The following is a 24,729-nucleotide window of genomic DNA, read 5'->3' on the forward strand; positions in this document are numbered from 1 at the left end:
CCCTATGCGGTTTTCGCTCTTGTTTATACCACCAGTTGACATTTTTAGGCTGCCAGCCTTTTAATCATCAGCGTAATAATATGAATTCCGGTTGTATTGGAATGATGAAACCGCAGAGGGCGCAGAGGATACAGAGAAACGGAAGAGACAGATGGATCATTCCGATGCCAATGGATTTTATATAAAACAAAGATTTACCTTGGTCGAATTAGCCAGAACTCTCTCAAGACTATTAACGAGGATTTTGCACCTTTCTATCCAAGAATTTCATATCATGTCCGCTCAATTAACCATAATATCCCGGTCGGGGCGGGTTTTTGAGATTGTCAATTATTGGCAGGTATTCTTGGCTCACTGGTCCCTACAAAAATCTCGTTCCCTCGACCGGACATGATATCAGTTGTGAATTTCTTATTTAACCAGGCGCATTTTTAACCCCCAATTTCAAGCACTATTTTCCCAGTTACTGAGCCTGTTTCTAACAGTTCGTGAGCGGCTTGCGCTTCTTCGAGAGGGAAAGTTTTGCTGACGTGAATTTTTAGCAAGTTGCGATCGCACAAACGAGCACACTTCTGCAAAATATGAGCCTGCTGTTCCTGTTCCTCCACCAAACCTTCTAGCATTGGTGTTAACATTAATTCCAGACTAATTCTCAGATTCCGCATTCTCGCTGTTTTCAAATTGCCCAAAGCTGGATCGGGTTCCAAAATTGTTACCAAATCTCCATAAATCTTCACAGCCGGAATAGTTTGGTAAAAAGTTTCTCCCCCGACTGTATCGAAAGCCAAATCAACTCCTTGTCCTTGAGTCCAAGTCAAAACCTCATCGACAACATTGGTATTTTTGTATAAAATAACTGAATCTGCACCTAAGTTCTTGACAAAATTGGCTTTTTCCTCAGAACTAACAGTCGTGCAAACCTCTGCCCCCTGTAATTTCGCCAACTGTACCGCGACGTGGCCGACACCGCCTGCACCAGCTTGAACCAGCACTTTTTGGCCGGCTTGCAAGCGCCCTCGATCGTACAGCGATTCCCAAGCTGTAATTAAAACTAACGGTGCCGCCGCCGCCTCAGCAAAACTTAAAGCAGCAGGCTTGAGGGCGAGAAAGCGTTCGTCTACAACGGCAAACTCAGCATAAGTACCGATCGACCCGCCCAAACCGCCATTGCAGAAAAAAACCTCGTCTCCTACTTGGAAACTTTGTACACCAGCACCGACAGCCTCTACGACTCCAGCACCGTCGCACCCCAAAACGTGAGGAGCTTTATCGGGGTAAAAAGTGCCGCGCGATCGCAACTTAGTATCTATCGGATTGATACCAGCCGCTCGCAACCGCACCAAAACTTCAGTTTCTGTTTGTATAGTAGGGGCGGGGATATCTTGCAGTTTCAATACGGACGGGCTTCCGGGGGTTTGAAAAACGATCGCTTTCATCATGGGTGTTACACTAGATCAGATAATCCCTAGACTTTATTGTATATTGCTTAGCAAAGCAACAAAAAAGTTTTCGTTTATCCCAAAATTTATGATTGTTGTTGAAAGGCTTTACATAGATCGTCAGCATCAGTTTTATGACTTATCATTTTTGTCCAAAAATCTCAACGACCCTGGTAAATATTTATGAGGAAAAACTTTTTCACTTCTGAACCTAAAGTTAGTGGCACTAAAATTATCAGACAGTTATTTGCTATCTTAAAACCTAGAGACGGCTCTCAATCATTCCCTGCTAAAATTAGCAATCAAGTTCTCAAACAAATTGTTCACGCTTGGGAGGATTGCCAAAATTCAAGGATAGCTTATGACCGAGATATAGCTACATTTTTATTCCTCCCCAGCATCCCCCAATACCAACCTAAAATCTGTACAGGTAACTTGTTCACTTCTGATAACCAATCCATAGAAAAAAGCGGGATAAACCCCAATAAGGGACTAATTTATTTATCTCAAAGTGACATAATAATTTCTACAAACTCCCAAAATGTCATAAAGGTAAGGGTAGTTCCTGCAAAAACGCTATACTTTTTTGAGGTGGCTAGTCTAAGTCTAAAGCCTGTAAGGTTGGTGGATTTAAATTACCACCTCAGAGCAGGTATATGTTTAGGGATTGATAACCTCGTCGCTGTGACATCTAATAAGCCAACATTTACTCCAACTATTTATGATAAAAAACCTCTCAAATCAATTGATAAACGTGTCAATCACCACCGAGCATTTTTACTGTCAAAATTTGACCTGGGAAAATCTACCACGCGCCCACTCCAGCAAATCACCTTTAATCGAAACAAGCAATTAGAAAACTACCTTCATCAGACCAGCAGTTGGATTGTCAAGCGGTTGGGGGATGAGAAAATAATCCAGTTAATTATTGGCACAAATGTGAGGGGGAAACAAAATATAAAATTAGAAAAAAAACATCACATTTTTGGAGTAATTCCTCATATCCAGCTCATAAGATTTATTACTTACAAAACTGAGTTAGTCGGTATCAAGGTAATAGTTACACAAGCATATTATACAAATAAGTGCATATTTGGGGATTTAGAGCCTGTCGGTAAGCAAGAGTCTTGCCAGGATAAGAGCGGTAAACGGGGGTGGTTTCGGTCTTGGAATGAAAGTCCGATTAATGCTGATGTAAATGCAGCGTTAAATATGATTAGAAAAGTAAACGTAAACTTACCCCATTAGAGGAGTGCCACAACCGTATATATGTGTTTGCAATTTCACCTGCACGGGTTGAGCCTGTACGAAAAAAAAACAAAAAGTTCGGTAATGTCAAGTATTGCCAGGTTTTTTGTGAACTGTTAACTCTCTTGTCGCCTTCGCGGCGATCTGACCTTGTATTCGTTACCCATCCGTGACGATACTTAGTTATTTTTAAATAGATTGGCTTCAGATAACTACAACAATTGTCGAGCGGTGCTAATCGATGTTCGATCTAGATTTATTTTTTTACTTTGAGATTCTTGCATATCTTCTGGGATTATTGGCGACTTTAGCCGTGGTGTCCGCGATTTATATCAAGTGGCACCGAAGGCCTTCCAGTCTACCGCTAGCCCAAGAGCAACGGCAGTTGGTAGACTTAAAGCCCGACGATTTATCTGCAGGATTGAAAATGCGGAAAAACTTTTTGATTTTCCCCAACTCAAATCGGTGGCCGGCAACTGACAGCTTCTTGGGTAAAGTTTTAGGTATAAGCCGCGCTGTATTCTTTGCCAAGCAACAGCGCCTAACTGTGAATTCTTCGCCTATTGTGGGGCCTGGAACCAGCAAAACCCTAAGTCTGAGCATTTCGGGTTCGAGGGGGGAAAATCCCGATCGCCCGAATGCCGAGAATCCTCCCAAAGTTAATGCTTTCGCACAATTAGAGGAAGATTTGCTGGGCGAAATCCTAGCAGGTACTGATTCGCCGGGGGGAGCAGAATTCTTTGATGCCTTAGTTTGCCACTTAGCCTCAGCACTCGGAGTTCGCACCGCCGTCGCTGCCAAATCGATTAAGTCGAAGGCACGCACCGATGCTGCTGCCGATAGATTGCAACTTATCAGTTTTTGGAGCGACGGACAGCAGCAGCCAAAATTTGAGTGCGACACCGCCAATACTCCCGAAGCGCGGGTGCTGGAGGCGGGAATGTATGCCTGTCCCGACAACCTTGGGGAAACCTTTCCAGAAGACCGCAGGCCGATAGTTACAGGTGCGCGCAGTTTCCTGGGAGTCTTGCTGAAAAACTCTTACGGCGAACCTTTAGGCATTATTTGTATTTTCCACGATCGACCCCTGGCCGAAGCACATCTTGCCAAATTTCGATTAATTCTCAGCATCTTTGCGGGACGGGCAGCCGCCGAGTTAGAGCGGCAGCGCCTAGAAGCAGCACTGTCCACTGTAGAAGCGAAATACTGCGCCCTGGTAGAACAAATGCCCGCTGTCACCTACATTTCTCCCCTCAACCGCAAGGCTGCCAAACTTTACATCAGCCCGCAAATCGAGACTTTTCTAGGTTATTCTGTAGCTGAATGGAGAGCAGACCCTGACCTGTGGCTGAAACTCGTTCACCCAGAAGACCGTGATCGGGTGTTAGTTGAAAACGCCACACAGAAATTCAGCGATGGAGAAGATATTTTCTGCGAGGGGTCGCTGGTTTCAGAATACCGCGCGATCGCCCGCAACGGCAGAGTTGTCTGGTTCCGCGATCAAGCGACCGCAGTTCGCGATGAAGCAAGCAAGTCTGTCATCCTTCAAGGCGCAATGTTTGACATCACCGAGACGAAAGTAGCTGCCAGCGCGCTGCTAGAAAGCGAATACCGCTATTACACCTTGGCAAAAATACTACCTGTCGGGATTTTCCGCGCCGACGCTGCTGGAGATTGCTTGTACGTCAATGAGCGATTTTTGGAGATGGCGGGACTGACTGCACCAAAGGCACTAGGCGAAGGTTGGGCGCAAAGTTTGCATCCCGAAGACCGCGAGCGCGTTTTGAGCCAGTGGTATCGCGCTGTCACAGACAAGTTGCCCTGTAAGTTAGAGTACCGTTTTTGCAAGGGTGACTTCACAACCTGGGTCTTTTGGCAAGCAGTGCCAGAAATGACCAAAAGCGGTGAAGTTCTAGGCTATCTCGTCACGTTGACGGATATCACCGATCGCAAGCAGGCAGAATTCGCGCTGCAACAGGCGGAAGAGAAATACCGCAGTATCTTTGAAAATGCGATCGAAGGCATTTTCCAGACAACGACCGACGGACGCTACCTCAGCGCTAACCCTGCTTTGGCGAGAATTTACGGCTACGAGTCGGCCACCGAATTGATCGCGAATATCCAAGACATAGACCGCCAACTTTACGTCGATCCCAACCGGCGCGTCGAGTTTTTGCGCGCGATCGAAAAACAAGGTTTTGTGTCTGAGTTCGAGTCCCAAGTTTATCGCGCTGATGGCACTACTATCTGGGTTTCCGAGAACGGCCGGGCAGTTCGCGATCCTGACGGAAATTTACTTTACTACGAAGGAACTGTCGAAGATATTACCCTCCGCAAAATAGCAGAAGATAAGTTAGTACACGATGCTTTGCACGATATGCTAACCGGTTTGCCCAACCGAGCTTTATTTATGGATCGCTTGGGGCACGCGATCGATCTTTCAAAACGCCGCCCCGAGATTTTGTTTGCGGTGCTGTTTATCGATCTCGATCGCTTTAAGGTTGTTAACGACAGTTTGGGGCATTTAGTGGGCGATCGATTGCTAATCGCGATCGCGCAGCGTCTGGGAATCTGTTTGCGCGGTGGAGATACCGTTGCCCGTCTCGGCGGCGACGAATTCGCTATTTTGCTGGAAAATATCAAAAGCACCGAGGATGCGATCCTGATTGCCGAACGAGTGCAAGCGGAACTGGCAGAGCCTTTTTACCTTAACGAATATCAAGTTTTTACCAGTGCTAGCATTGGGATTGTTTGTTCTGGTTTGCCTCCGTATCCAAGGGAAACCAGCACATTGTCGAGTCCCGAGAATCTGGGAAATATCGATCGGGAAACTTCTTTGTCTTGCTTATCTTCCGACTCTCCTGTTCCCAATGTCCCGTTCCCCATGTTGTACGATCGGCCTGAAGAACTGCTCCGAGATGCAGATGCTGCCATGTATCATGCTAAGGGATTGGGCAAAGCTCGCCACGAAGTTTTTGACTTAAGTATGCACACTCGCGCCGTCGCCCTTTTGCAACTGGAAAACGACCTGCGACGCGCTTTAGACTCCCAGGAATTTCAGCTTTACTATCAGCCTATCGTCTCTCTAGTTACTGGTAGAATCAGCGGTTTTGAAGCGCTGCTGCGGTGGTATCACCCGCAGCGCGGTGTCGTATCTCCTGGCGAGTTTATTTTAGTAGCTGAAGAAACTAGATTGATTATACCTATGGGCTGGTGGATGATGCGATCGGCTTGTCATCAGATCCACGAGTGGCACCAAAAATTCCCAGCAAATCCGCCGTTGACTGTCAGCGTCAACCTTTCTAACCAGCAATTTAAACAACCAGATTTAATCGATCGCATTAGCGAAATTTTACAAGAAACTCAGCTTGACCCTCGCACTTTAAAGGTAGAAATTACTGAAGGCGTTATCATGGAGAATGCCGAATCTGCAGTCGCTATCCTCGCGGAATTGAAAAATTTAGAAATTCAATTATATATTGACGATTTCGGCACTGGCTATTCTTCTTTGAGCCGCCTGCACACTTTTCCAACTGATGCTTTAAAAATCGATCAAGCTTTTGTTAGTCGTATGACTGAAGATGAAGGCAACGAAGCGATTGTACAGACTATTTTAATTTTAGCCAGTCATTTAGGAATGGATGTAATTGCTGAAGGAATCGAAACCATCGAACAGCTTAATTTACTTAGAGCGCTGCAATGCGAATACGGACAAGGATACTTTTTCTCAAAGCCGATAGACAGCATCGCAGCCACACTTTTGATAGAAAGTGAACCTAAATGGTAATTTGACTGTTGACTGTTGACTGTTGACTGTTGACTGTTAACCTTTGGCTTTTTGTTTGAGTGAATTAAGATAGGCATTGAGTTTTGGTGAAAGTTCATTTAATAAGGGATGCAGGCGATCGATCTGTTCTTGAGTTAAAAGATTTCGAGCTCCGTCAAGTCTTAACCAGTGTCTTGTTTCGTTTAAGGAACCCAAGAGCAATTTTCACAAAACGCTGATTATCTTGGCAGCTATAGCGTCCATGTCCTTCTGCAATATTAGCACCAACACTATCAGCCGATCGTACTATTTGTTTGCCCATCGTATCCTTCGTAAACTCGTCCCATTTTTTAACAATAAACCATATTTCGTTTGATATTTTTTCAGCTAATTGATAAACTTGTAGCTGTTGAAAGCTTTCCATATTAGCTTGTTTAAATAATTAATAGCAAACAATTAATTAATGACCAATACAAGTTAACCGTCAACCGTCAACCCTCAACAGTCAACAGTCAACAGTCAACAGTCAACTAACTTAAACTTTCGCTTCCAAAGATTTGAGAAACTCAGTATTTACCCCCGACTCCCGCGTCAGGGCAATTTTCCCAGTACGAGCAATTTCCTTAATCCCAAATCTATTCAGAACTTGGACGATCGCCACCATTTTACCGGGATCTCCGACAACTTCCAATGTCAGCGTATCATCACCAATATCCACCACTCGCGCTCTAAAAATTTGAGCTAACTCAATGATCTCCGATCGCGTCCCGCTAGCAGCATTAACTTTCAGCAACATCAACTCCCGTTCCACACAGGGAATTTCCGTTATATCCTGAACTTTAAGCACGTTAATCAACTTGTACAGTTGCTTTGTCAACTGTTCGATAATTTGGTCATCTCCGGGTACAACCATCGTAATCCGAGAAACTCCCCCTTGTTCCGCCGGGCCAACGGCCAGACTTTCAATATTAAAACCCCGACGGGCAAACAAACCAGCAATTCGAGTGAGGACACCCGCTTCATCTTCAACTAAAACCGAAAGAGTGTGTTTCATTTCTCCAAAAAGACGCATTTCGTGCAATTCTACTTTCGCCAATTCGCCTTTTAGCAGAATTGCACGGTCATTGAACCTGTATTAAACAATATATAGCAGTTGACAGTTGACAGTTACATATAGCAGTTCGATCGCTTTGTGAGGTACGCCCGCTGTGCCCTATATCCCAGAACACCTGATGTTACTGAGAAAGACTCTAGTATCCGACTCAAACCGTTGATGAAGCAAGGGCTCGCGGGATCTATTCATGATGTTATTTATGTCAAGACCGATGTAGCGGTTACTATATTATCTTGTACCAGCAGGTATGGGGTCGATTCTTCAATTCTAAAATTGCTTTCGCAGTGTTCCCGATCGCCCTGCAACCTCTAAAATCTAAAATCTAAAATCGATTGACGGGAACTGAAATTTTGAGACCCATTGGGTCTCAAAATTCCTTCAAAGAAAAACCCGGTGTTGCAGAGATGGCATCTGGCGGCGGACTTGTTCTAGTCGATCGGGATTAATTTCTGCAATCGCCACACCCGGTTCCTCTCCCGCATCCGCCAACACAACACCCCAAGGGTCTATAATCATCGCGTGACCGTGAGTTTGACGGCGACCGTAGTGGCGGCCAGTTTGTGCTGGGGCAATCATATAACAAGTATTCTCGATCGCCCTAGCTTGCAACAAAACCTTCCAGTGATCCTTGCCAGTGTAAGCGGTAAACGCCGCCGGCACGAACAAAATATCAGCCCCCTTGTACGACAAATGCCTGTACACTTCCGGGAACCGCACGTCATAGCACACGGAAAGTCCCAGCGTCCCTAAATCCGGCGACACATAAAGCGATGGCAAATCTTCACCAGCTTTCACAGTGTTCGATTCCCTGTAAGTAATGCCGTCGGGAACATCCACATCGAACAAATGTACTTTTCTGTACCTTGCCACTTCAGTGCCGTTTGGGTCTACCAGCAAACAAGTATTGTATACCTTGCCCCCTGGAGTCGGCACGGGAAATCCGCCGCCCAGAATCGTTACCTGGAACCGTTGTGCCATCGTTTTGAGGAATTTTTCGCTTTGGAGTCCGATCGCCTCTGCTAAAGCAATCTTTTCCTCTTCTTCGCCCATAAACGAGAAATTTTCTGGTAAGGAAACTAACTCCGCACCCCGACGCACTGCCAGGTCGATTAATTCCTCTGCCTGAACCAAATTTTTTTGCAGGTCAGGCAAGCTAGTCATTTGAATTGCTGCGGCGAGATAAGACTTCATCGATTCACAATATTAGTCATTAGTCATTAGTCATTAGTCATTAGTCATTAGTCATTTGTAACTAATTTGATAACTAAATAGTTGATAGCCTTGAATTTTACCCATTTATGCGCTGTATAGCACGAACTGGTATGTTTGAGAGTTTTGATATTTGAGCTTTAAATTAACCTGTAACTCATAATTCAAAAATCAAAACTCTCAACTTTTACCTAGGTTTTGCAACCTAATTTCCCTCAAATCTTAAGGCATTGGATGGAAAAGCAGGTCGGGGAAAAAGCGGTTAAATTCAATTAAAGCCGCAGCTTGAATAGATATCCAAAGGATAGCCAATACTGGTGCTGTCGAAAGAAACTTGACAAAGTATTGCATGAATTCTGCTCCTGAAAATTCCAGACAGTTGGTAATTGCCGATCGGTAAGCGGGCTAATTGCTAATTTCTAGTTAATTACTTAACTGTTAGCTATTAGCTCTTCTCCATTTCCCAATTTTAGCGGGGGGAAACAGTAATTTCGTCGTCCTTCGCAAACATTTCACCGCTGGTGATTGATGTGAGAGCTGCCAGAGGCCATAAAACGCCGCTCAGCATACATTTGATTGCCAAAGGAACGTCGATAATAATCTCTTTTTCCTCTGGGGTTGCTGATTTTTTGGTAACTTGCAGATAAGAACGGCCGACCCAACCAATCCAACCTGCGATATACAAGAACAGTATGCTAGGAATCAAAAAGTCCCCTGCTTTGCTCAAGTTGCCGTCTACGATTAAGTGGGGGTATCCTTCCGGGCCGCACATAGCTTGAGAATAGCGATCAAATCTTGCTTTCGCAGATGCCGGGTCGCCATTGGTAGAACGTGCATTTTTAGCCAGTTCCTTGAATTCGGGAGAGTCTTTGCACGGCACTAAATTGTAAGCCGAAGCAACTGGAGCAAAACTGATCCAGACACTCAACACTAAAATTGCAGCAAACAATCGTCGCATGGAATTGTTTCCTTTTGTTACAAAACAATAAGTTTTTGTACAAGCATTTCAACTTGCCGATCTCGAATCCAGATGATCGTGTTTGTTGACAGTGTAAAGTATCCATCATTGATGCGGCAAAGCCCAATAGAATGAGGGATTGCCGTTTTCATAGGTCAATGCTGAGCTAGCAATACCGCGAGGATATTCCTTCATTGCATCCGATGATGGCCTTACCTGTCGATCGGGCAAAAATCCCTTAACAATAACCTGAGTACAGGTAGAGCGGGGGACTTGCGCCGAATTAGTTAAGCTAGCAATAACTAACCTATCAAATAAAATTACCAGTTAATGGCAACCATTTTCGCAATCGAAACAAGTTGTGACGAAACAGCAGCAGCAATTGTTAAGAATCGTCAAGTTTGCAGCAATGTTGTAGCATCGCAAATTAAAATCCACGAGCAGTTTGGTGGGGTTGTGCCGGAAGTGGCTTCGCGCAGTCACCTAGAAATGCTCAATCAGGTAATTGCCCAGTGTCTCGGTGAAGCAAACCTCAGTTGGTCAGAAATTGACGGCATTGCAGCAACTTGTGCCCCCGGTTTAGTAGGTGCATTGTTAGTCGGGCTGACAGCGGCGAAAAGCTTGGCAATAGTCCATCAAAAACCTTTTTTAGGCGTCCACCACCTTGAAGGGCACATCTACGCTTCTTACCTTACCGAACCCGACTTGCAGCCACCGTTTTTGTGTTTGTTAGTTTCCGGGGGACACACTAGCTTTATTTACGTCAAAGATTGCGGCGTTTACGAAACTGTAGGACACACGCGCGACGACGCCGCTGGCGAAGCTTTTGATAAAGTTGCGAGACTCTTGCAGCTAGGATATCCCGGCGGGCCGCTGATTGACAAATTGGCCGCCCTTGGCAATCCCCAAGCATACCCTCTACCAGAAGGCAGAATTTCTTTGCCTGGTGGCGGCTACCATCCCTACGACAGCAGTTTTAGCGGCTTGAAAACCGCAGTTTTGCAATTAGTACAGAAACTCAAGAAACAAAATAACAATGTGGGTGCGGAAGGCATCTTGCCTGCCTCTACAATTAATGATATTGCGGCCAGCTTTCAGGAAACTGTCGCTAAGGGTTTAACAAAAAGAGCGATCGACTGTGCCGTAAATTTCGGGCTTACCACTATTGTAGTCGGTGGGGGAGTTGCAGCAAACAGCGGACTCCGAAAAAATTTACAAGCAGCAGCAGCAAAACACAACTTGCGAGTATTGTTTCCGCCATTAAAATATTGTACAGACAACGCCGCAATGATTGGCTGTGCCGCGGCAGAACACTTGCAGCGAGGACACACATCGCCGCTGACTTTGGGACCAAATTCAAGAATGGCCCTCAGCGATATTATGGAACTGTACAAGAGTCCTTAGTTATTAGTCATTAGTTAACAGTCAACCGTCAACAGTCAACAGTCAACCCAACGATGAAAATTCGCGACGCAGAAGAAAGCGATTTGCCAGCAATTGTCGAAATATATAACGCAGCAATACCGGGCAGAATGGCCACAGCAGATTTAAAACCAGTCTCAGTCGAAAGCCGCCTCCCCTGGTACAGAGAACACTCCCCCAATTCCTGGCCGATTTTGGTAATGGAATCAGAACAAAATATTGTTGGCTGGCTGAGTTTTCAGCTTTTCTACGGACGCGCCGCCTATCAGCATACAGCAGAAGTTAGCATCTACGTCGCACCCGATCGCCAACGCTGCGGAATCGGACAAAATTTATTGCAATCGGCAATTGTGCGGAGTCCAGAATTGAAGCTTAAAACTCTCATAGGAATAATTTTTGCTCACAATCAGCCGAGTGTAAGATTGTTTGAGAAATTTGGCTTTCAGCGGTGGGGATATCTGCCACAAGTTGCCGAACTTGACGGCGTTGAAAGAGATGTCGTAATTCTGGGTTTGCGTTGTTAGCTGTAGGGAAACGGCAATGCTTTTTATCGTGTTAACTTAAGATTAAAAACCTTTGTATCTCTCGCTTATAGCCGAGGCCAGATCCCCCTAAATCCCCCTTAAGAAGGGGGACTTTGAATGCTCTTTCTTGTCTCCCCTTCTTAACGGGACGAAAGAGAAGACTATTGTCCCCCCGTTAAAAAGGGAGACTTTGAACACTCTTTCCCCCCCCTTCTTAAGGGGGGTTAGGGGGGATCTGGACTCAGCTACAAGCGAGATTTTCCCAAGCAAAACCTGCCCAGGCGATGTGATGTTTGCTCAATCTGCTAAAATTTTAATTTCATCCAAAGATGCGATCGCCACATCAGCATTTTCCAAATGGCGAACCTCCGCCTTCCCCCAACAAATCCCGATACACCCGGCCGCGCCCGCATTTTTACCCATCTGAATATCGCCCGCTGAATCTCCCACCATTAAAGTTGCTGCGGGATTTACTCGGAGTTTCTCACAAGCTTCCAAAAACAATTTCGGATCGGGTTTGTGAACCGTTGAATCCACTCCCATTTCTAACTGAATGTATTCACCTAATGCGTGGTGTTTCACAAATTTCTGCACTACCTCCGTCGTAGCCGCCGAAAGAATTCCCAGTTTTAAACCCGCTTCCGAAAGATATTTTAGCACCTCCAAACTGCCGACAAATAAAGGAGAAACAGCACTATTTTTAAACATTTCGTCAGCTTCGTCAAAAGCGCGGCGCGCAATAGTTAAAGATTCCAGCCATCCCCTGCCGGTTTCGGCGATGTATCCCGCTGCAACAATCTCATTTTCCCTGCGACTACCGACTGCTAGCAAGCCCGTAGGGTCGATGCTGCCGCTTTCGATACCGAAAGCCATTTGTAAAGGCTCTCCAACGCCCGGAATTTGAGCGTCTGCGAGGCGCGATCGCTTCATCCCCAACAGTCTCAAAAATTCTTGAGAATCCTCTAGAGTGCCGTCTTTGTCAAAGATTACGGCTTCGATATTTGAGAAGGTAATGCCCCGACATTTAATATTTACCAAGAATCTGAACTCCGTAATTATTATATTTTTTTGTATACTCTCATATTGTGGTATTTTTAGCAATTGTTTTTAGCGCAACCTAACTCTCTTGTCCCCCCCTTATTAAGGGGGGTTAGGGGGGATCTGGCCTTAACTATTACGAGATGCCCGATCGCACTCTTGTCCCCCCTTATTAAAAGGGGTTAGGGGGGATCTGGCCCTAAGAATGACGATCGCACGCACTCAACAACTCCTGACAAACTCCCTCAAAACACTGCAACACATCAACATTCGTAAACCTGACAACTTGCAGTCCATACCCCTCGAAAATCCCTGTTCTTTCCGCATCATATTGTTTCCCCTGTTCGGTAAAATGACTCTCGCCATCAACCTCAATTACCAATCTTAAAGCAGCACAATAAAAATCTACAATAAAATTGTCTATTGGTCGCTCTCTCAAAACTCGAAAAGGGAAATTTCTGAGAAAATCTTGCCAAAGTTTCTTTTCGGCTGGAGTTGGATTTTTCCGAAGTTCCTTGGCGATAGGGATGAGTTTTGGGTTGTAAGGTAGGTGGAAATTCGAGTCGTTTAATTTGGTCATCATCCTCCTAATCTCGGATCGATCCCCCCTTAAGAAGAGGGGACAATACTCTTCTCAAAGTCAACCCCTACTCCCCTTCTTAAGGGAGATGCGAGGGGGATCTCCGGGGGATAAGGAGTGTTATACCAATTTTTTATGAGGCTGCACATATCTCGATCCCCCCTAGCCCCCCTTAATAAGGGGGGGACAAGATTCCGATCAAAGTCCCCCAACAATCAGGGGGATTTAGGGGGATCGAGATATGTGCAACTTCACGTTAAATTGGTATTAACGCCAGCGTATTTGGTCATCATCTTCCTAATCTCGGATCATCCCCCCTAACCCCCCTGAAGAAGGGGGGGACAATAGTTTAACTGCCTAATTTAATCTCAAACATCATAAATCAAAACTCCAAAATATTTAATATCTTCCCGCTAAATTGGCAACTATTAATGATATTTGATCGGGCTGGACAGGTTTGGAAATATGCATTTGAAAACCGGCTTGGATCGCTCTAGAGCGTTCTCGATCGCTCGCATAAGCAGTCAGCGCCACGGCTGGGATTTCTCCTCCGGCTTCTGCAGCAAGAGCTCGCACTTCTCGAATTAAGAAATACCCATCATCCTTTGGCATTCCGATATCCGAGATTAGCACGTCATATCTGCCGGGGTTTTCCTTCATAGCAACGATCGCACTTCTGGCAGATTCCACCGTCGAAACCTCCGCCCCGTAGCTTTTGAGCACAAATTCTAAGAGTTCCCGGGTATCGATCTGATCGTCTACAACTAAAACGTGCAAGCCTTCGAGAGAGGGGACGACATCATTTGAGGGGTTTAAAGACCCTACCAAAACAGTTGACTTTAAATTGATTGTCGAAGTCAACTCTTGAGGCAAAAATCGCAGCGGCAATCTCACAGTCAGTGTAGTTCCTTGTCCCTCACCCGGACTTTCGGCTTGCACCGTTCCTCCGTGCAATTCTACCAGATGGCGCACGATCGACAAACCCAATCCTAGCCCTTGATTCTGCTTAGTGCTGGTGAAATCGGCTTGATGGAAACGATCGAAAATATACGGCAAAAAGTCTGCCCGAATGCCTTTTCCCGTGTCGCTGATTTGAAGTTGAGCCTGATTCTCGATCGCCGACAGCGTGACTTCTACTCGTCCCCCCGCAGGAGTAAACTTAATGGCATTAGACAGAAGATTCCACACAACTTGTTGCAATCTATCAGCATCGCCTAAAACAGTTGCACCACTCAACTGCGAAACAATTTCAATATTTTTTGCCTCCGCTGATAATTGAACCCCATCCAGCGCAGCTTGCACCACCAAAACCAGATCCATCAAACTGCTATTAAGAGCGAGCTTGCCGCTTGTAATCCTGGCAATATCCAGGATATCTTCGATTAACTGAGATTGCGTCCTAGCGCAGCGCTCGATCACTTCTAGAGCGCGATTAGCCGCTGCTTCTTCCAGCACGCCGGAGCGCAGGATTTTTGCCCATCCCAGGATCGGAGTCAGGGGATTGCGGAGTTCGTGGGAGAGATTCGCGAGAAATTCATCTTTAGCACGGTTAGCACTTTCTGCTTGTTGGCGGGCCAACTGTTCCTGCTCCAATAACTGCCATCGTAGTATCTCCAACTGCTTGCGCTCGGTGATATCCTCGATCGACAACAGAATCATTAAAGCTTGGTCTTCTTGTTGAAGTTTACAAGCATTAAGCAGCATAGTTTTATGCCCTATCTGGTCAAAAACGTGCTCCCATTCAAAGTTTTGAAGCTGAACATCACTAACCAGAATATCTTCCAATATCCATCGTAATTGGGGGATATTCCACTGCCCGTTTCCTAGCTCAAACAGCGAATATTGCGCTATTTCTGAGGATGAAATCTGAAACGTTTTATAGAAGGCTCGATTTGCTTTATTCACTCGGAAATTAGCATCTAGCGCCACTAAAGGCGTTTGCACAGTTTCCACGATCGCCTCAGCATAATTTCGTGCTGCCTCTAAGGTTTTGGTACTGCGTTTGAGCGCGTCAATATCTATCAAAACCATGACCACACCGTCAATCAGGTTTTCCGTTGTCCGGTAAGGACGAATGCGGAGGTTGTACCAATATCCCGATAAAGTTTGAACTTCTTGTTCTTTCGTCTGGAGAGTATCAATCACCTCCAAAATCATCTGTTCCAAGTCGGGAGCGTTCACGTTCAGAGTCGATCGGATGTCGCTAAAGGGTCGTCCCACATCTGTGGGAATCAGACTAAAAATTTGCGGTGCCGTTGGCGTAAAACGTCGAATCTGTAAATCGTTTGTCAGCATTAAGATAGGGATATTGATACTGGAAAGCAAATTTATCAGATCGTTATTGACGAGGCTTTGTTCAATATTTCGGCTGCGAAGTTCCTCGTTAGTCGTAGTGAGTTCCTCATTAGTGGCTTGAATCTCTTCTTTGGCAGTTTCTAACTCCTCATTGGTGCTTTGCAACTCCTCGTTGCTCGATAGGATTTCTTCGTTCGCAACTTTGAGGTCTTGGTTGAGACTTTCCTGAGCCTGGATCACCGCTTGCAGTTGGGCTTGAGCGGCATTTTTTTCTTGGTTAGCGACTGCAAGTTGCTGCCTCTGCAGCTCAATTTCGCGCACTAAATCAGCTTGCTCGAAGCTTTCAGAAGGGAGGGTGCTGAAGTTAAGCACCGGCGGTAAACCCTCTTCAAATACCACCAAAAAGTAGCGTCCTTCGACTGCCTGTGGTCCGAAGGGCATCACCTCAAAATTGACGAGACTCGATCGTCCGCCCGATTCAAGCAATACCCCTTCTTTCCTAATGGTTACGTTCTGCGTTTGTGCCTGATAAATCGCGGTGCGAAGCTCAACCAGCAAGCCTGCCCTTACCATTGCCAGCAAGTTTAAGTCGAGCGTTTCGGCTACCACTCTCAAGTAAGGATCGATGTCTCCCCGCAGTTGGATGATTTTCATCTGCTCGTTGACAACCACACTTGGTGGGGAATAGCGATTCAAAATCAGTTGGTCAGTTGCTCGCTGTAAGTCAAAGCTATTCATTGATTTTTCTTCATTCGCTCCCTGCTGTTGAGCAGCTTTAGCGACGGGATAGGAACTCGGCGTAAACGAAAAAGTGGGACGACTCGCAGTCAAATTTTTCGCATAAACTTTACACTTTTTATCCACTGAAGTAAACAAGTAGGAAAATTCTCCGGTACTCTCAGAAGTGCCTAACAGGAGAAAGCCCGTTGGGTTAAGACTGTAATGGAAAATCGGCATCACTTTTTTTTGTAATGACTCTCCCAAGTAGATCAGCACATTGCGACAGCTAACTAAATCGAGATTGGAAAAAGGCGGGTCGCTGCCTAAGTCTTGTCGGGCAAATACACACAGTTCGCGGACTGCCTTGCTGATTCTATAGCTACCTTCCTCTTGGGCAATAAAGAAGCGAGTACGTCGCTCTGGTGAAACATCTACCATCTGGTTTTCTGAGTAGAGGCCAGACCTCGCTTTGCCGATCGCCTGTTCGCCAATGTCCGTGGCAAAAATCTGGATCGGTGGCTGGATAGCTCGATCGCCCAAAAACTCTAACAAGCAAATGGCGATCGAATAAACTTCTTCACCTGTCGAACATCCCGCCACCCAAATCCGAATCGGAGTTTCGGCCGATTTATTTTGGGTAATCGTGGGGAAAACCAGCTCTTTTAACTTTTCAAAGGCTTCCGGGTCACGGAAGAAACTGGTAACGTGGATCAAGATTTCTTCATACAAAGCTGTGACTTCAGCCGAATTGTGCCGAAGATGTTGGGCGTAATCATCCAAGCTATCGAGCTTGTACAGCACCATCCGCCGCTGGATACGTCGAGCGATCGTCGTGGGTTTGTAGTGGCTGAAATCAACGCCGGTGGTCGATTTTAGCAGCGCAAAAATACTTGCCAGGGCATCTCCCTCTTCGGGCGATTCCTCAACTTTTGTCAGGGGAAGCGGACCAGTGAGAAGGGGATTGCGACTGTAGTTTGCCAATTCCTCGGCAATTTTTTCCGGTGGCAGAACGAAATCGACATTGCCTGTGGCAACAGCGGTATTCGGCATACTATCGAATTTTGCCGTGCCTTGACATTGAGCAAAAGTCATGCCTCCGGCTGCTTTGATGGCGTTGAGCCCGAGTGAACCGTCTCCGTCTCCCCCGGATAATACTACGGCGATTGCTTTGTGTCCGCGATCGACTGCCAATGAGGTAAAAAACGCATCTCCCGGCATATATTTGCCATAAATCTTCTCGCGGGGCGATAGTTTCAGCGCGCCGTTAGATACCACCATCTTGGTGTTGGGCGGAATAACGTAGACTTGATTTGGCTCTACAGCTATGCCGTCTTTTACCTCATTAACAGGCATTTGCGTCGTTCTCGCGAGAATCTCGCTCAGCAGACTTTTGTGATCGGGGGCTAAATGCTGAATCAGCACAAACGCCATACCCGTATCGCTCGGTAAATGGCTCAGTAACTGCGTGAATGCTTCCAACCCTCCTGCTGAGGCGGCAATCCCAACTATGGGAAAGGGGGCATCGGTTTTTGCTGCTGATTGTTCGATGTCGAGGGCCGGTGGTGCGATCGATTCGGGTGTATTTTCTGGAGATAATTGAGGAGAAGTCATGATGTGAAGTCCTCGACTTCAGTTATTGAGCCGCCAACATATCTGGTAAGCGTGCGGCTAGATTAATTCAGACTATTTTTATCAGAGCTGAGGTTGCCATTATAACGGCAGTCGCTTCCGGATGAGCTAAACTTTTGCAGCCATGCTCTGAGGGCGATCGAAGAACTCTATCTGCTGTCGGGACGATCGCAACGAGAGGCTGGCAATAACTAAGTAGTATATCTGCTTACCTGCTTAGCTTCTTTCGGCAACCTGTGTAGCAGAAAGTGCGATTACTGATTCCGTATTAATTCTAGCAGTATAAGTGACTTGTGCGCCTTGTATGCCCTTTAAATCTTCAACTCGTTTGTGAATTTCCGACACTCCTGCAGCTTTTAATGCTGTCAAAAATGCTTGGTCGCTGTAAATTTCTTCGGAAAACGAAACTTCGTCACTTTTAGAAAGATTTTGAATCCGGGCAGCTTTGTTGACTGTGGAACCAAAATAGTCGATCGAATTATTGAGATTTACCAGCAAAGCCGTACCTCGGTGAATGCCAATTCTGACTTGAATCCACTCGGTTTGTTGGCGAGTTGAATTGTATTCTCTGAAACGGGCCACAGCACCGACGGCCGCCATAATTGCTTGTTCGTTGCTGATAAAGGAAGCCATGACGGCATCGCCGATTGTTTTAATGACTTTACCGCCAAATTTCTCGATCGACTCAAAGAAAATTTCAAAATGATCGCGCACAATATTGTAAGCTTTAGTATCTCCCAGTGTTTCGTACATTCTGGTAGAACCAGTAATATCAGTAAACATAATAGTAATCGCCCGAATCTTTACTCGCTCTCTTTCCGATATTACTTGATCGCCGAACAAACGCTTATAATCCGGGTGATGAAGCAGTTGCATTCCTGACAGCCGCAGGGGCAGTTGTTCTACTGTCAATTCATCTGTATGCAAAATCAACCCGGACAAATTGTGCTCGGTATTAGTTAGTTCAATCTTAAGTTTTCCGGGACGCACGACAAGCTCTTGTTTGTCAAAATCTGGGCCGGCTAACTGCTGGAGTTTAATTTCTTGTATGTCTTCTGTTCCTTCCCCTTCAACCTTTAAAATCCCTTTAGCTAAAGTCAGGGGACAGCAGTAGCGGTATCTACCTTCTTCTAAGGTGACAGTCTCGGATTCAGTGCAGTATAAAGGCGTTACCAGTTGCAGTTTGCTCTGGAGTACGGGAGGGGGAGCGCAGACGGGCCGCAGTTGCGGGTCTTCGATTTCTTTGTTTAGGGAAAAAGTAACTTCGACGCGATCGAGCAAATCAATTTTAAACTCGCGATCGCACATAGGGCAAAAAGACATTTCTGATGTGTCTGCCAAGTCTTTAAATTCTTCTGTAATCATGTTGCAGTGGGGACAGTGAATATCCCAGTGCAAGTCGAAGACACCAGCTTTCACTCCGTGCAGAAATTCGGAAGTAATTTTTTTAACATTCTTGACTGTATCGCCTGCTACGTAGTAAGGATTAATTCTCAATCTCTGCAAAATGTGGGAACCGGTTAACCAGTTTTCGATTTGGTCGATCGTTCCTTTGCTAGAATTGGGACGTTTTTTTAACTGTTCTAATTTTTCTTTTAATAGTGCGATGTTCATGATCCACTTGCCTTTGAGCGTCAGGGCAAGAAATTTATAATAATTTGGTTGTCTACTTTTCTCGTCTGCTTGGTTCTGGCGTGAGAATTCTGATGAGTTTGCACCTGTGCGGATATCTCTTGCCTTTATAAATCTTAACAAATTAGCACCATGAAGGCCATGCCTATTTAGGCAGATCGATCGCGCTCTCACTTGTTTTGATTCAAAGTGCGATCGGTGCATCGGTCTACAGTAATATCTTAAATCTCGGTAATTAAGAATCGGGAATTGGGAATTGGGAATTGGGAATTGGGAATTGGGAATTGGGAATTGTCAACCACCCAGCAGCTACTAATGACTAATGACTAATGACGAATATCAATTCCCGCTGCCTCGAAATGATATCAAATCCGCGCTTCATCGTAGGGCGTAAAGTCGTATCAAGCTGCCCACAAATAATTCGCGCAATTTTCATTTTTTTGACTCACAGTCAACAGTCACAGAGCGATATAAATAAAAAAAAAGAGGGAATTTTCCCTCTTTTAATCACACTAACTGTGATGTTATTCTTCCGTCGCAGGAGGGATTTCTTCCTCTACATCTAATACTGCTTCGGGTGCTGCTTCGGGTGCTGCTTCAGGTGCTGCTTCCAGTGCTACTTCCGGCAGATCCTCTTCCATTGCTGAGGGTACATCTTCGTCGAGTATTTCGTCGGAGAGGTCATCACCATCGATGGAGTCTACAGGAATGTCTATGCCTGCTTTAGCTTGCTTTTGAGCCAGCATTTTCTCGCGGAACTTAGCTGCCATTTCCTCAGCTTTTTCGTATACCAATTCGCGATTTTTGACCATCGCGCCCGGTTCCGGTTCCAACTGCTTGGTGGAGAGAGAAATCCGGCCCCTCTCGGCATCCAAGTCAATGATCATCACTTTCACTTCGTCGTTGACATTGAAGACGCTATGAGGCGTATCGATGTGATCGTGTGAAATTTCCGAGATGTGCAACAAGCCGCTGACGCCGCCGATGTCGATAAAGGCACCGTAAGGCTTGATACCACGTACTGTACCGATGACGACTTCCCCGACTTCGAGGCGGTTCATCTTGCGCTCAACTAAGGCGCGACGATGACTCAACACTAGGCGGTTGCGGTCTTCGTCTACCTCTAAGAATTTTAATGGTAATTCTTCGGCGACTAATTCTTCCTTCGGTTTGCGGGTACTGATGTGAGAACCGGGAATAAAGCCTCGCAAGCCTTCTATTCTCACGAGTGCGCCGCCGCGGTTGGTGGCAAATACTTGCGATCGTACTGTGGCATCTTCTGCTTGCAGTTGTCGCACTCTTTCCCACGCCCGCATATACTCGATGCGCCGAATGGACAGGGTTAATTGTCCGTCTTCATTTTCATCGGTTAGAATGAAAAATTCTCGGGTTTCGTTTGATTGCAATACCTCTTCTGGGCTTTCGACTCGATTGATCGACATTTCCTGAATGGGAATGTACGCTGCTGTTTTAGCACCGATATCAATCAGAGCGCCCCTGGGTTCTATACTAAAAACTGTACCCGCTACTACATCGCCCGGGCTAAAGTGATAGTCATATTTATCAAGTAGGGCTGCAAAATCTTCGTGAGTAAAGCCGATGTCTTTGACTGTGGTTTTGAGATTGACCATGCGAATAGTTTCCTAGGATTTCTCTCCTTCATGTTTTTCGTTTGTGCCGGCAGATATTCGAGATTTTGGTGAAAAAGCGATTAACTTTTTTCAAAATCTTTTACTAAAGTCAGTTTTTGCTAACTTTTGCCAGGTGCAACTGCACACCAGCGCTTGCCATTACTGTTACTCCATACTCTGTGTTAAAACGTTTAATCTTAACATTCCGAGTCAAGTAGACTATTATAACTTACACGCATACTGGTTTAAAATTAATTTAAGCGAGCTTAGCTGGGAGTAGCGCAGGATGCTGGGCTTTCTCGATCGACTGCTTCGGCATCCGGCAAATCTGCGTCAAAACTTGTCCCTGTTTCTGTAACTTCAGCTTCGTTGAGGGGATTCTGAAGGTGATTTAGGGTATCTACAAAATCTCGGATGCCTCTAAATTGGCGATATACGGAGGCAAAACGGACATAAGCAACTTCGCTGAGCGGCCGCAGGTGCAACAGCACCAGTTCCCCAATTTCTGAACTGCCGATTTCTCGGAGCGATCGACCTTGGAGTTGCGCCTCGATTTCTTCGGCTAGGGTTTCGAGATGCCCGGAAGACAAACCTGTTTTTTCGCAGGCCCGAATCAATCCCCTAACTAATTTTGACCTGTCAAAAGATTCGCGCTTGCCGTCCCGCTTGATCACCGTAATCGGCACAAATTCTATGCGTTCGTAAGTTGTGAAGCGGTGCTGGCAGCTCAAACACTCACGCCGCCGACGGATGCTTTGACCTGATTCGGCTGAACGCGATTCTAGAACGCGACTATTTGTGTGTTGGCAGGAGGAACAGCGCATGATTGCTGATTTTAACAGGCATTGCCAGCAAATTGCCATTCATCTAACCGCCTGGGGTCTGATGAATGGCTGGACTAGAAAAATAACTTAGCAAACAGCGGTAAAATAGTCCCGCACCAAATTCGTTAGCGCAGCCCTCGAAGAGGATCACTTATGATGCGGGCTAACCGCAGTCCGGTTCAGGATATTTTGGACTTGCTGGAGGCGTATAGCTAATTATTTGCCAATCCGGGGAGGTTCCCGAAAGGCGATCGCAAAAAATAGTACGCCTATAGCTAAAGCCAGAATCAAAATGTAAGCAACACTTTCCATGTTAAATTTTCCCTATCTTCCCTTGCCGTATTATTTTATCTTAATTGTTGGTTTTATTATTAACTAAAAAAACCCGGTTTCTTGAAGAAACCGGGTTTTTGTGTAGCGGGGAAGTTTCCCCTCTACCCAGAGGCTGGCGAAATTTAGAGAGGTTCTTGTCTTCTGGTGGTCACGTCGCCCAGTTTTTGGAACAGGCCCCACTCGACTTGTTCTTCCAGGTCAGCCTCAACTCCAGCAAACACGTCGCGGAAGATTGTCCGAGAACCGTGCCAGATATGGCCGAAGAAGAATAGCAAAGCAAAGCAAACGTGTCCGAAAGTGAACCAACCGCGAGTCGAAGTGCGGAACACCCCGTCAGAGTTCAAGGTTTCGCGATCGAATTCAAACACTTCACCTTTTTGAGCAGCGCGAGCAAACTTCTTAACATCTAGAGGATTATTAAAGGTTTGACCGTTAAGTTCGCCGCCGTAGAAGCTGACGGTAACTCCGCTTTGTTCAAAGCTGTATTTTGATTCAGCACGGCGGAAGGGGATGTCAGCACGAACGACCCCATCTTTGTCCGTCAAAATTACTGGGAAAGTTTCAAAGAAGTTGGGGAGGCGGCGAACCGACAATACCCGACCTTCGCTGTCAGTAAATACTGGATGGCCCAGCCAAGATTTAGCAATACCGTCGCCATTGACCATCGCGCCGGCCCGGAACAAACCGCCTTTAGCAGGAGAGTTGCCCACGTAGTCGTAGAAAGCCAATTTTTCTGGAATTTGTTCGTAAGCTTCTTGGAAGCTTTGGCCACCGGCCAAGCTAGCTTGAGCTCTGCGATCGATTTCTTGTTGGAAATAGCCACTGTCCCACTGATAGCGAGTCGGGCCAAAAAGTTCGATCGGAGTTGCAGCAGAACCGTACCACATCGTACCCGCAACCACAAAGGCTGCAAAGAACACGGCAGCGATACTGCTAGAAAGTACAGTTTCGATATTCCCCATCCGCAGGGCTTTGTAAAGACGTTCCGGCGGCCGCACTGTCAAGTGGAACAAACCGGCAATTACGCCGACTACGCCCGCTGCAATGTGGTGAGCCACGATGCCGCCCGGATTGAACGGATCGAAGCCTTCAGGGCCCCAAGAAGGCGCCACTGGCTGGACGTGACCGGTCAGGCCGTAGGGGTCGGACACCCACATTCCCGGACCAAAAAGTCCCGAAAGGTGAAATGCGCCGAAGCCGAAGCAGAGCAAGCCGGAGAGGAACAGGTGAATGCCAAACATTTTTGGCAAGTCGAGGGCTGGTTCACCGGTGCGAGGGTCTCTGAAAAGTTCTAAGTCCCAGAATACCCAGTGCCAAACTGCTGCTAAGAACAGCAGGCCCGAGAGGACGATGTGAGCGACGGCGACGCCTTCAAAGGACCAGAAGCCAGGATCGACGTTACCTTCGCCAGTGATGCTCCAACCGCCCCAAGAACCCGTAACTCCCAAGCGAGTCATGAAGGGCAACACGAACATCCCTTGACGCCACATCGGGTTCAGAACTGGGTCTGTGGGATCAAAAACTGCTAGTTCATAAAGGGCCATTGAGCCGGCCCAACCTGCCACGAGGGCTGTGTGCATTAAGTGTACAGAAATCAATCGGCCTGGGTCATTTAAGACGACTGTGTGTACGCGATACCAGGGTAGTCCCATTGACTGCGGTTCTCCAAGGTGTAAGTGATGATGTCTATTTTTACGGAAAAATCAGATTCTGAATCCCCTGCAGTTACCTGCAGGGTTTAAACTCTGCCTTTTGCCGACTGCCATCTACCTTCAAAGGTGGAGGCATAAAAATGAAAGTTATTTAAAGAAGTGTATCGAGTGTTAGAACCGATTGCAATATGTTGAGCATTACATTAGTTGCGGGTTGCCCATTTCGCAGCGGGCGGCGATCGTCCCGAGGCGTTCGAGGACTTGCTCGGCATCGATCAGTCTGGTGAGGGTAACGTTGCCGATATTTTTGGCGGGATCGGCGGGATCTGGACGGACTGCTGGTTGGACTTCTACCATGAGTACGGCGTCTTCTACCCGGTAGAGCCACATTTTTTCGTTGCGATCGGAAAGACAGAGGTTGAGCTGTTGGATGTCTGGCGGCCGCCTCCAGGCCGCGTGACTCCACTCGCCGCCTACGCCCCAGACGCGCCCAACTTTCCAGCCGTCGGATAAGAAGAAGTATTTCACTTGTGTACGCTTGTTGAGATTTTTTTGTCTAACATAGCGCAAAACTGCAACAGTACGGAATTATTGAACCGCGAAGGACGCGAAGGATGCGAAGGAATAGTAGAGAAGATGTAGGTAATCTGCAAGCTGTTGGGGGTAAATCTACAGAATTGTCAGATATGTTTCGGTCTGGTTAATCGGCAAAACT

Annotated in this window: 20 protein-coding genes; 4 read left to right on the forward strand and 16 right to left on the reverse strand. The window is 46.3% G+C overall.

Features of this window, described 5'->3' with window-relative positions:
- Window positions 1-431: 431 nt before the first annotated feature.
- Window positions 432-1,436: a zinc-dependent alcohol dehydrogenase family protein gene (locus QUA25_RS09240; RefSeq protein ID WP_333037205.1), complete on the reverse strand. Its 1,005-nt coding sequence runs from the start codon at window positions 1,434-1,436 to the stop codon at window positions 432-434.
- A 186-nt stretch (window positions 1,437-1,622) separates the two neighbouring features.
- Here QUA25_RS09240 and QUA25_RS09245 point away from each other — a divergent pair, with 186 nt between their 5' ends.
- A complete protein-coding gene (locus QUA25_RS09245; RefSeq protein ID WP_333037170.1) occupies window positions 1,623-2,687 on the forward strand; it encodes a transposase in 1,065 nt (354 codons plus the stop codon).
- A 241-nt stretch (window positions 2,688-2,928) separates the two neighbouring features.
- A complete protein-coding gene (locus QUA25_RS09250) occupies window positions 2,929-6,474 on the forward strand; it encodes an EAL domain-containing protein (protein WP_333037171.1) in 3,546 nt (1,181 codons plus the stop codon).
- A 36-nt stretch (window positions 6,475-6,510) separates the two neighbouring features.
- Here QUA25_RS09250 and QUA25_RS09255 read toward each other — a convergent pair whose 3' ends face one another.
- The 6 genes from QUA25_RS09255 to QUA25_RS09280 all read right to left on the reverse strand — a co-directional run bounded on the left by QUA25_RS09255 (window position 6,511) and on the right by QUA25_RS09280 (window position 9,734).
- Entirely contained in the window at window positions 6,511-6,675 is a 165-nt protein-coding gene (locus QUA25_RS09255) for a four helix bundle protein (RefSeq protein WP_333037172.1), read from the reverse strand.
- Window positions 6,629-6,877 carry a four helix bundle protein gene (locus tag QUA25_RS09260; protein WP_333037173.1) on the reverse strand — a complete coding sequence of 83 codons (249 nt, stop codon included), beginning with the start codon at window positions 6,875-6,877 and terminating at the stop codon, window positions 6,629-6,631. The genes QUA25_RS09255 and QUA25_RS09260 overlap by 47 nt, the downstream gene beginning before the upstream one ends.
- 111 nt (window positions 6,878-6,988) lie before the next feature.
- Window positions 6,989-7,507, reverse strand: coding sequence for an acetolactate synthase small subunit (gene ilvN, locus QUA25_RS09265; protein WP_041622928.1), 519 nt, complete (start codon window positions 7,505-7,507; stop codon window positions 6,989-6,991).
- A 438-nt stretch (window positions 7,508-7,945) separates the two neighbouring features.
- Window positions 7,946-8,758, reverse strand: a complete 813-nt coding sequence (locus QUA25_RS09270) for a carbon-nitrogen hydrolase family protein (RefSeq protein WP_333037174.1) — start codon at window positions 8,756-8,758, stop codon at window positions 7,946-7,948.
- A gap of 240 nt (window positions 8,759-8,998) precedes the next feature.
- A complete protein-coding gene (gene psaJ, locus QUA25_RS09275) occupies window positions 8,999-9,127 on the reverse strand; it encodes a photosystem I reaction center subunit IX (RefSeq protein ID WP_333037175.1) in 129 nt (42 codons plus the stop codon).
- 118 nt (window positions 9,128-9,245) lie between these two features.
- Complete coding sequence (locus QUA25_RS09280; protein ID WP_333037176.1) at window positions 9,246-9,734, reverse strand: Photosystem I reaction center subunit III; 489 nt, start codon at window positions 9,732-9,734, stop codon at window positions 9,246-9,248.
- A 330-nt stretch (window positions 9,735-10,064) separates the two neighbouring features.
- Here QUA25_RS09280 and tsaD point away from each other — a divergent pair, with 330 nt between their 5' ends.
- Both tsaD and QUA25_RS09290 read left to right on the forward strand, forming a co-directional pair.
- Window positions 10,065-11,138 (forward strand): tRNA (adenosine(37)-N6)-threonylcarbamoyltransferase complex transferase subunit TsaD, encoded by a 1,074-nt coding sequence (gene tsaD / locus QUA25_RS09285; protein ID WP_333037177.1) that lies wholly within the window; start codon window positions 10,065-10,067, stop codon window positions 11,136-11,138.
- A 53-nt stretch (window positions 11,139-11,191) separates the two neighbouring features.
- Window positions 11,192-11,680 carry an N-acetyltransferase family protein gene (locus QUA25_RS09290; protein ID WP_333037178.1) on the forward strand — a complete coding sequence of 163 codons (489 nt, stop codon included), beginning with the start codon at window positions 11,192-11,194 and terminating at the stop codon, window positions 11,678-11,680.
- Window positions 11,681-11,977: 297 nt separating this feature from the next.
- Here QUA25_RS09290 and QUA25_RS09295 read toward each other — a convergent pair whose 3' ends face one another.
- From QUA25_RS09295 to QUA25_RS09335, 9 genes are all read right to left on the reverse strand, one after another.
- Window positions 11,978-12,718 carry an HAD family hydrolase gene (locus QUA25_RS09295; protein WP_333037179.1) on the reverse strand — a complete coding sequence of 247 codons (741 nt, stop codon included), beginning with the start codon at window positions 12,716-12,718 and terminating at the stop codon, window positions 11,978-11,980.
- Window positions 12,719-12,917: 199 nt separating this feature from the next.
- Complete coding sequence (locus QUA25_RS09300) at window positions 12,918-13,301, reverse strand: endonuclease domain-containing protein (RefSeq protein ID WP_333037180.1); 384 nt, start codon at window positions 13,299-13,301, stop codon at window positions 12,918-12,920.
- 396 nt (window positions 13,302-13,697) lie between these two features.
- Window positions 13,698-17,924, reverse strand: a complete 4,227-nt coding sequence (locus tag QUA25_RS09305) for a chemotaxis protein CheB (RefSeq protein WP_333037181.1) — start codon at window positions 17,922-17,924, stop codon at window positions 13,698-13,700.
- 234 nt (window positions 17,925-18,158) lie between these two features.
- Window positions 18,159-19,556, reverse strand: a complete 1,398-nt coding sequence (locus QUA25_RS09310; protein ID WP_333037182.1) for an adenylate/guanylate cyclase domain-containing protein — start codon at window positions 19,554-19,556, stop codon at window positions 18,159-18,161.
- A 542-nt stretch (window positions 19,557-20,098) separates the two neighbouring features.
- Window positions 20,099-21,205 carry a 30S ribosomal protein S1 gene (locus QUA25_RS09315; RefSeq protein ID WP_333037183.1) on the reverse strand — a complete coding sequence of 369 codons (1,107 nt, stop codon included), beginning with the start codon at window positions 21,203-21,205 and terminating at the stop codon, window positions 20,099-20,101.
- A 266-nt stretch (window positions 21,206-21,471) separates the two neighbouring features.
- Window positions 21,472-22,029, reverse strand: coding sequence for a transcriptional regulator NrdR (gene nrdR, locus QUA25_RS09320; protein WP_333037206.1), 558 nt, complete (start codon window positions 22,027-22,029; stop codon window positions 21,472-21,474).
- 216 nt (window positions 22,030-22,245) lie between these two features.
- Window positions 22,246-22,341: a photosystem II reaction center protein T gene (locus QUA25_RS09325; protein ID WP_006635641.1), complete on the reverse strand. Its 96-nt coding sequence runs from the start codon at window positions 22,339-22,341 to the stop codon at window positions 22,246-22,248.
- A 143-nt stretch (window positions 22,342-22,484) separates the two neighbouring features.
- Complete coding sequence (gene psbB, locus QUA25_RS09330) at window positions 22,485-24,014, reverse strand: photosystem II chlorophyll-binding protein CP47 (protein WP_333037184.1); 1,530 nt, start codon at window positions 24,012-24,014, stop codon at window positions 22,485-22,487.
- A 198-nt stretch (window positions 24,015-24,212) separates the two neighbouring features.
- Complete coding sequence (locus tag QUA25_RS09335) at window positions 24,213-24,542, reverse strand: hypothetical protein (RefSeq protein ID WP_333037185.1); 330 nt, start codon at window positions 24,540-24,542, stop codon at window positions 24,213-24,215.
- Window positions 24,543-24,729 lie beyond the last annotated feature (187 nt).

It is taken from the genome of Microcoleus sp. Pol17C6 (assembly GCF_036701145.1).
Taxonomy (GTDB): domain Bacteria; phylum Cyanobacteriota; class Cyanobacteriia; order Cyanobacteriales; family Microcoleaceae; genus Microcoleus.

What these genes read in the sequence shown, in the direction of transcription:
- ilvN (WP_041622928.1), bottom strand. Translation starts at nt 7,507, where the DNA reads ATGAAACACACTCTTTCGGTTTTAGTTGAAGATGAAGCGGGTGTCCTC.
- nrdR (WP_333037206.1), bottom strand. Translation starts at nt 22,029, where the DNA reads ATGCGCTGTTCCTCCTGCCAACACACAAATAGTCGCGTTCTAGAATCG.
- QUA25_RS09315 (WP_333037183.1), bottom strand. Translation starts at nt 21,205, where the DNA reads ATGGTCAATCTCAAAACCACAGTCAAAGACATCGGCTTTACTCACGAA.
- psaJ (WP_333037175.1), bottom strand. Translation starts at nt 9,127, where the DNA reads ATGCAATACTTTGTCAAGTTTCTTTCGACAGCACCAGTATTGGCTATC.
- QUA25_RS09300 (WP_333037180.1), bottom strand. Translation starts at nt 13,301, where the DNA reads ATGATGACCAAATTAAACGACTCGAATTTCCACCTACCTTACAACCCA.
- QUA25_RS09325 (WP_006635641.1), bottom strand. Translation starts at nt 22,341, where the DNA reads ATGGAAAGTGTTGCTTACATTTTGATTCTGGCTTTAGCTATAGGCGTA.
- tsaD (WP_333037177.1), top strand. Translation starts at nt 10,065, where the DNA reads ATGGCAACCATTTTCGCAATCGAAACAAGTTGTGACGAAACAGCAGCA.
- QUA25_RS09270 (WP_333037174.1), bottom strand. Translation starts at nt 8,758, where the DNA reads ATGAAGTCTTATCTCGCCGCAGCAATTCAAATGACTAGCTTGCCTGAC.
- QUA25_RS09310 (WP_333037182.1), bottom strand. Translation starts at nt 19,556, where the DNA reads ATGAACATCGCACTATTAAAAGAAAAATTAGAACAGTTAAAAAAACGT.
- QUA25_RS09260 (WP_333037173.1), bottom strand. Translation starts at nt 6,877, where the DNA reads ATGGAAAGCTTTCAACAGCTACAAGTTTATCAATTAGCTGAAAAAATA.
- QUA25_RS09240 (WP_333037205.1), bottom strand. Translation starts at nt 1,436, where the DNA reads ATGAAAGCGATCGTTTTTCAAACCCCCGGAAGCCCGTCCGTATTGAAA.
- QUA25_RS09290 (WP_333037178.1), top strand. Translation starts at nt 11,192, where the DNA reads ATGAAAATTCGCGACGCAGAAGAAAGCGATTTGCCAGCAATTGTCGAA.
- QUA25_RS09280 (WP_333037176.1), bottom strand. Translation starts at nt 9,734, where the DNA reads ATGCGACGATTGTTTGCTGCAATTTTAGTGTTGAGTGTCTGGATCAGT.
- QUA25_RS09245 (WP_333037170.1), top strand. Translation starts at nt 1,623, where the DNA reads ATGAGGAAAAACTTTTTCACTTCTGAACCTAAAGTTAGTGGCACTAAA.
- QUA25_RS09250 (WP_333037171.1), top strand. Translation starts at nt 2,929, where the DNA reads ATGTTCGATCTAGATTTATTTTTTTACTTTGAGATTCTTGCATATCTT.
- psbB (WP_333037184.1), bottom strand. Translation starts at nt 24,014, where the DNA reads ATGGGACTACCCTGGTATCGCGTACACACAGTCGTCTTAAATGACCCA.
- QUA25_RS09305 (WP_333037181.1), bottom strand. Translation starts at nt 17,924, where the DNA reads ATGACTTCTCCTCAATTATCTCCAGAAAATACACCCGAATCGATCGCA.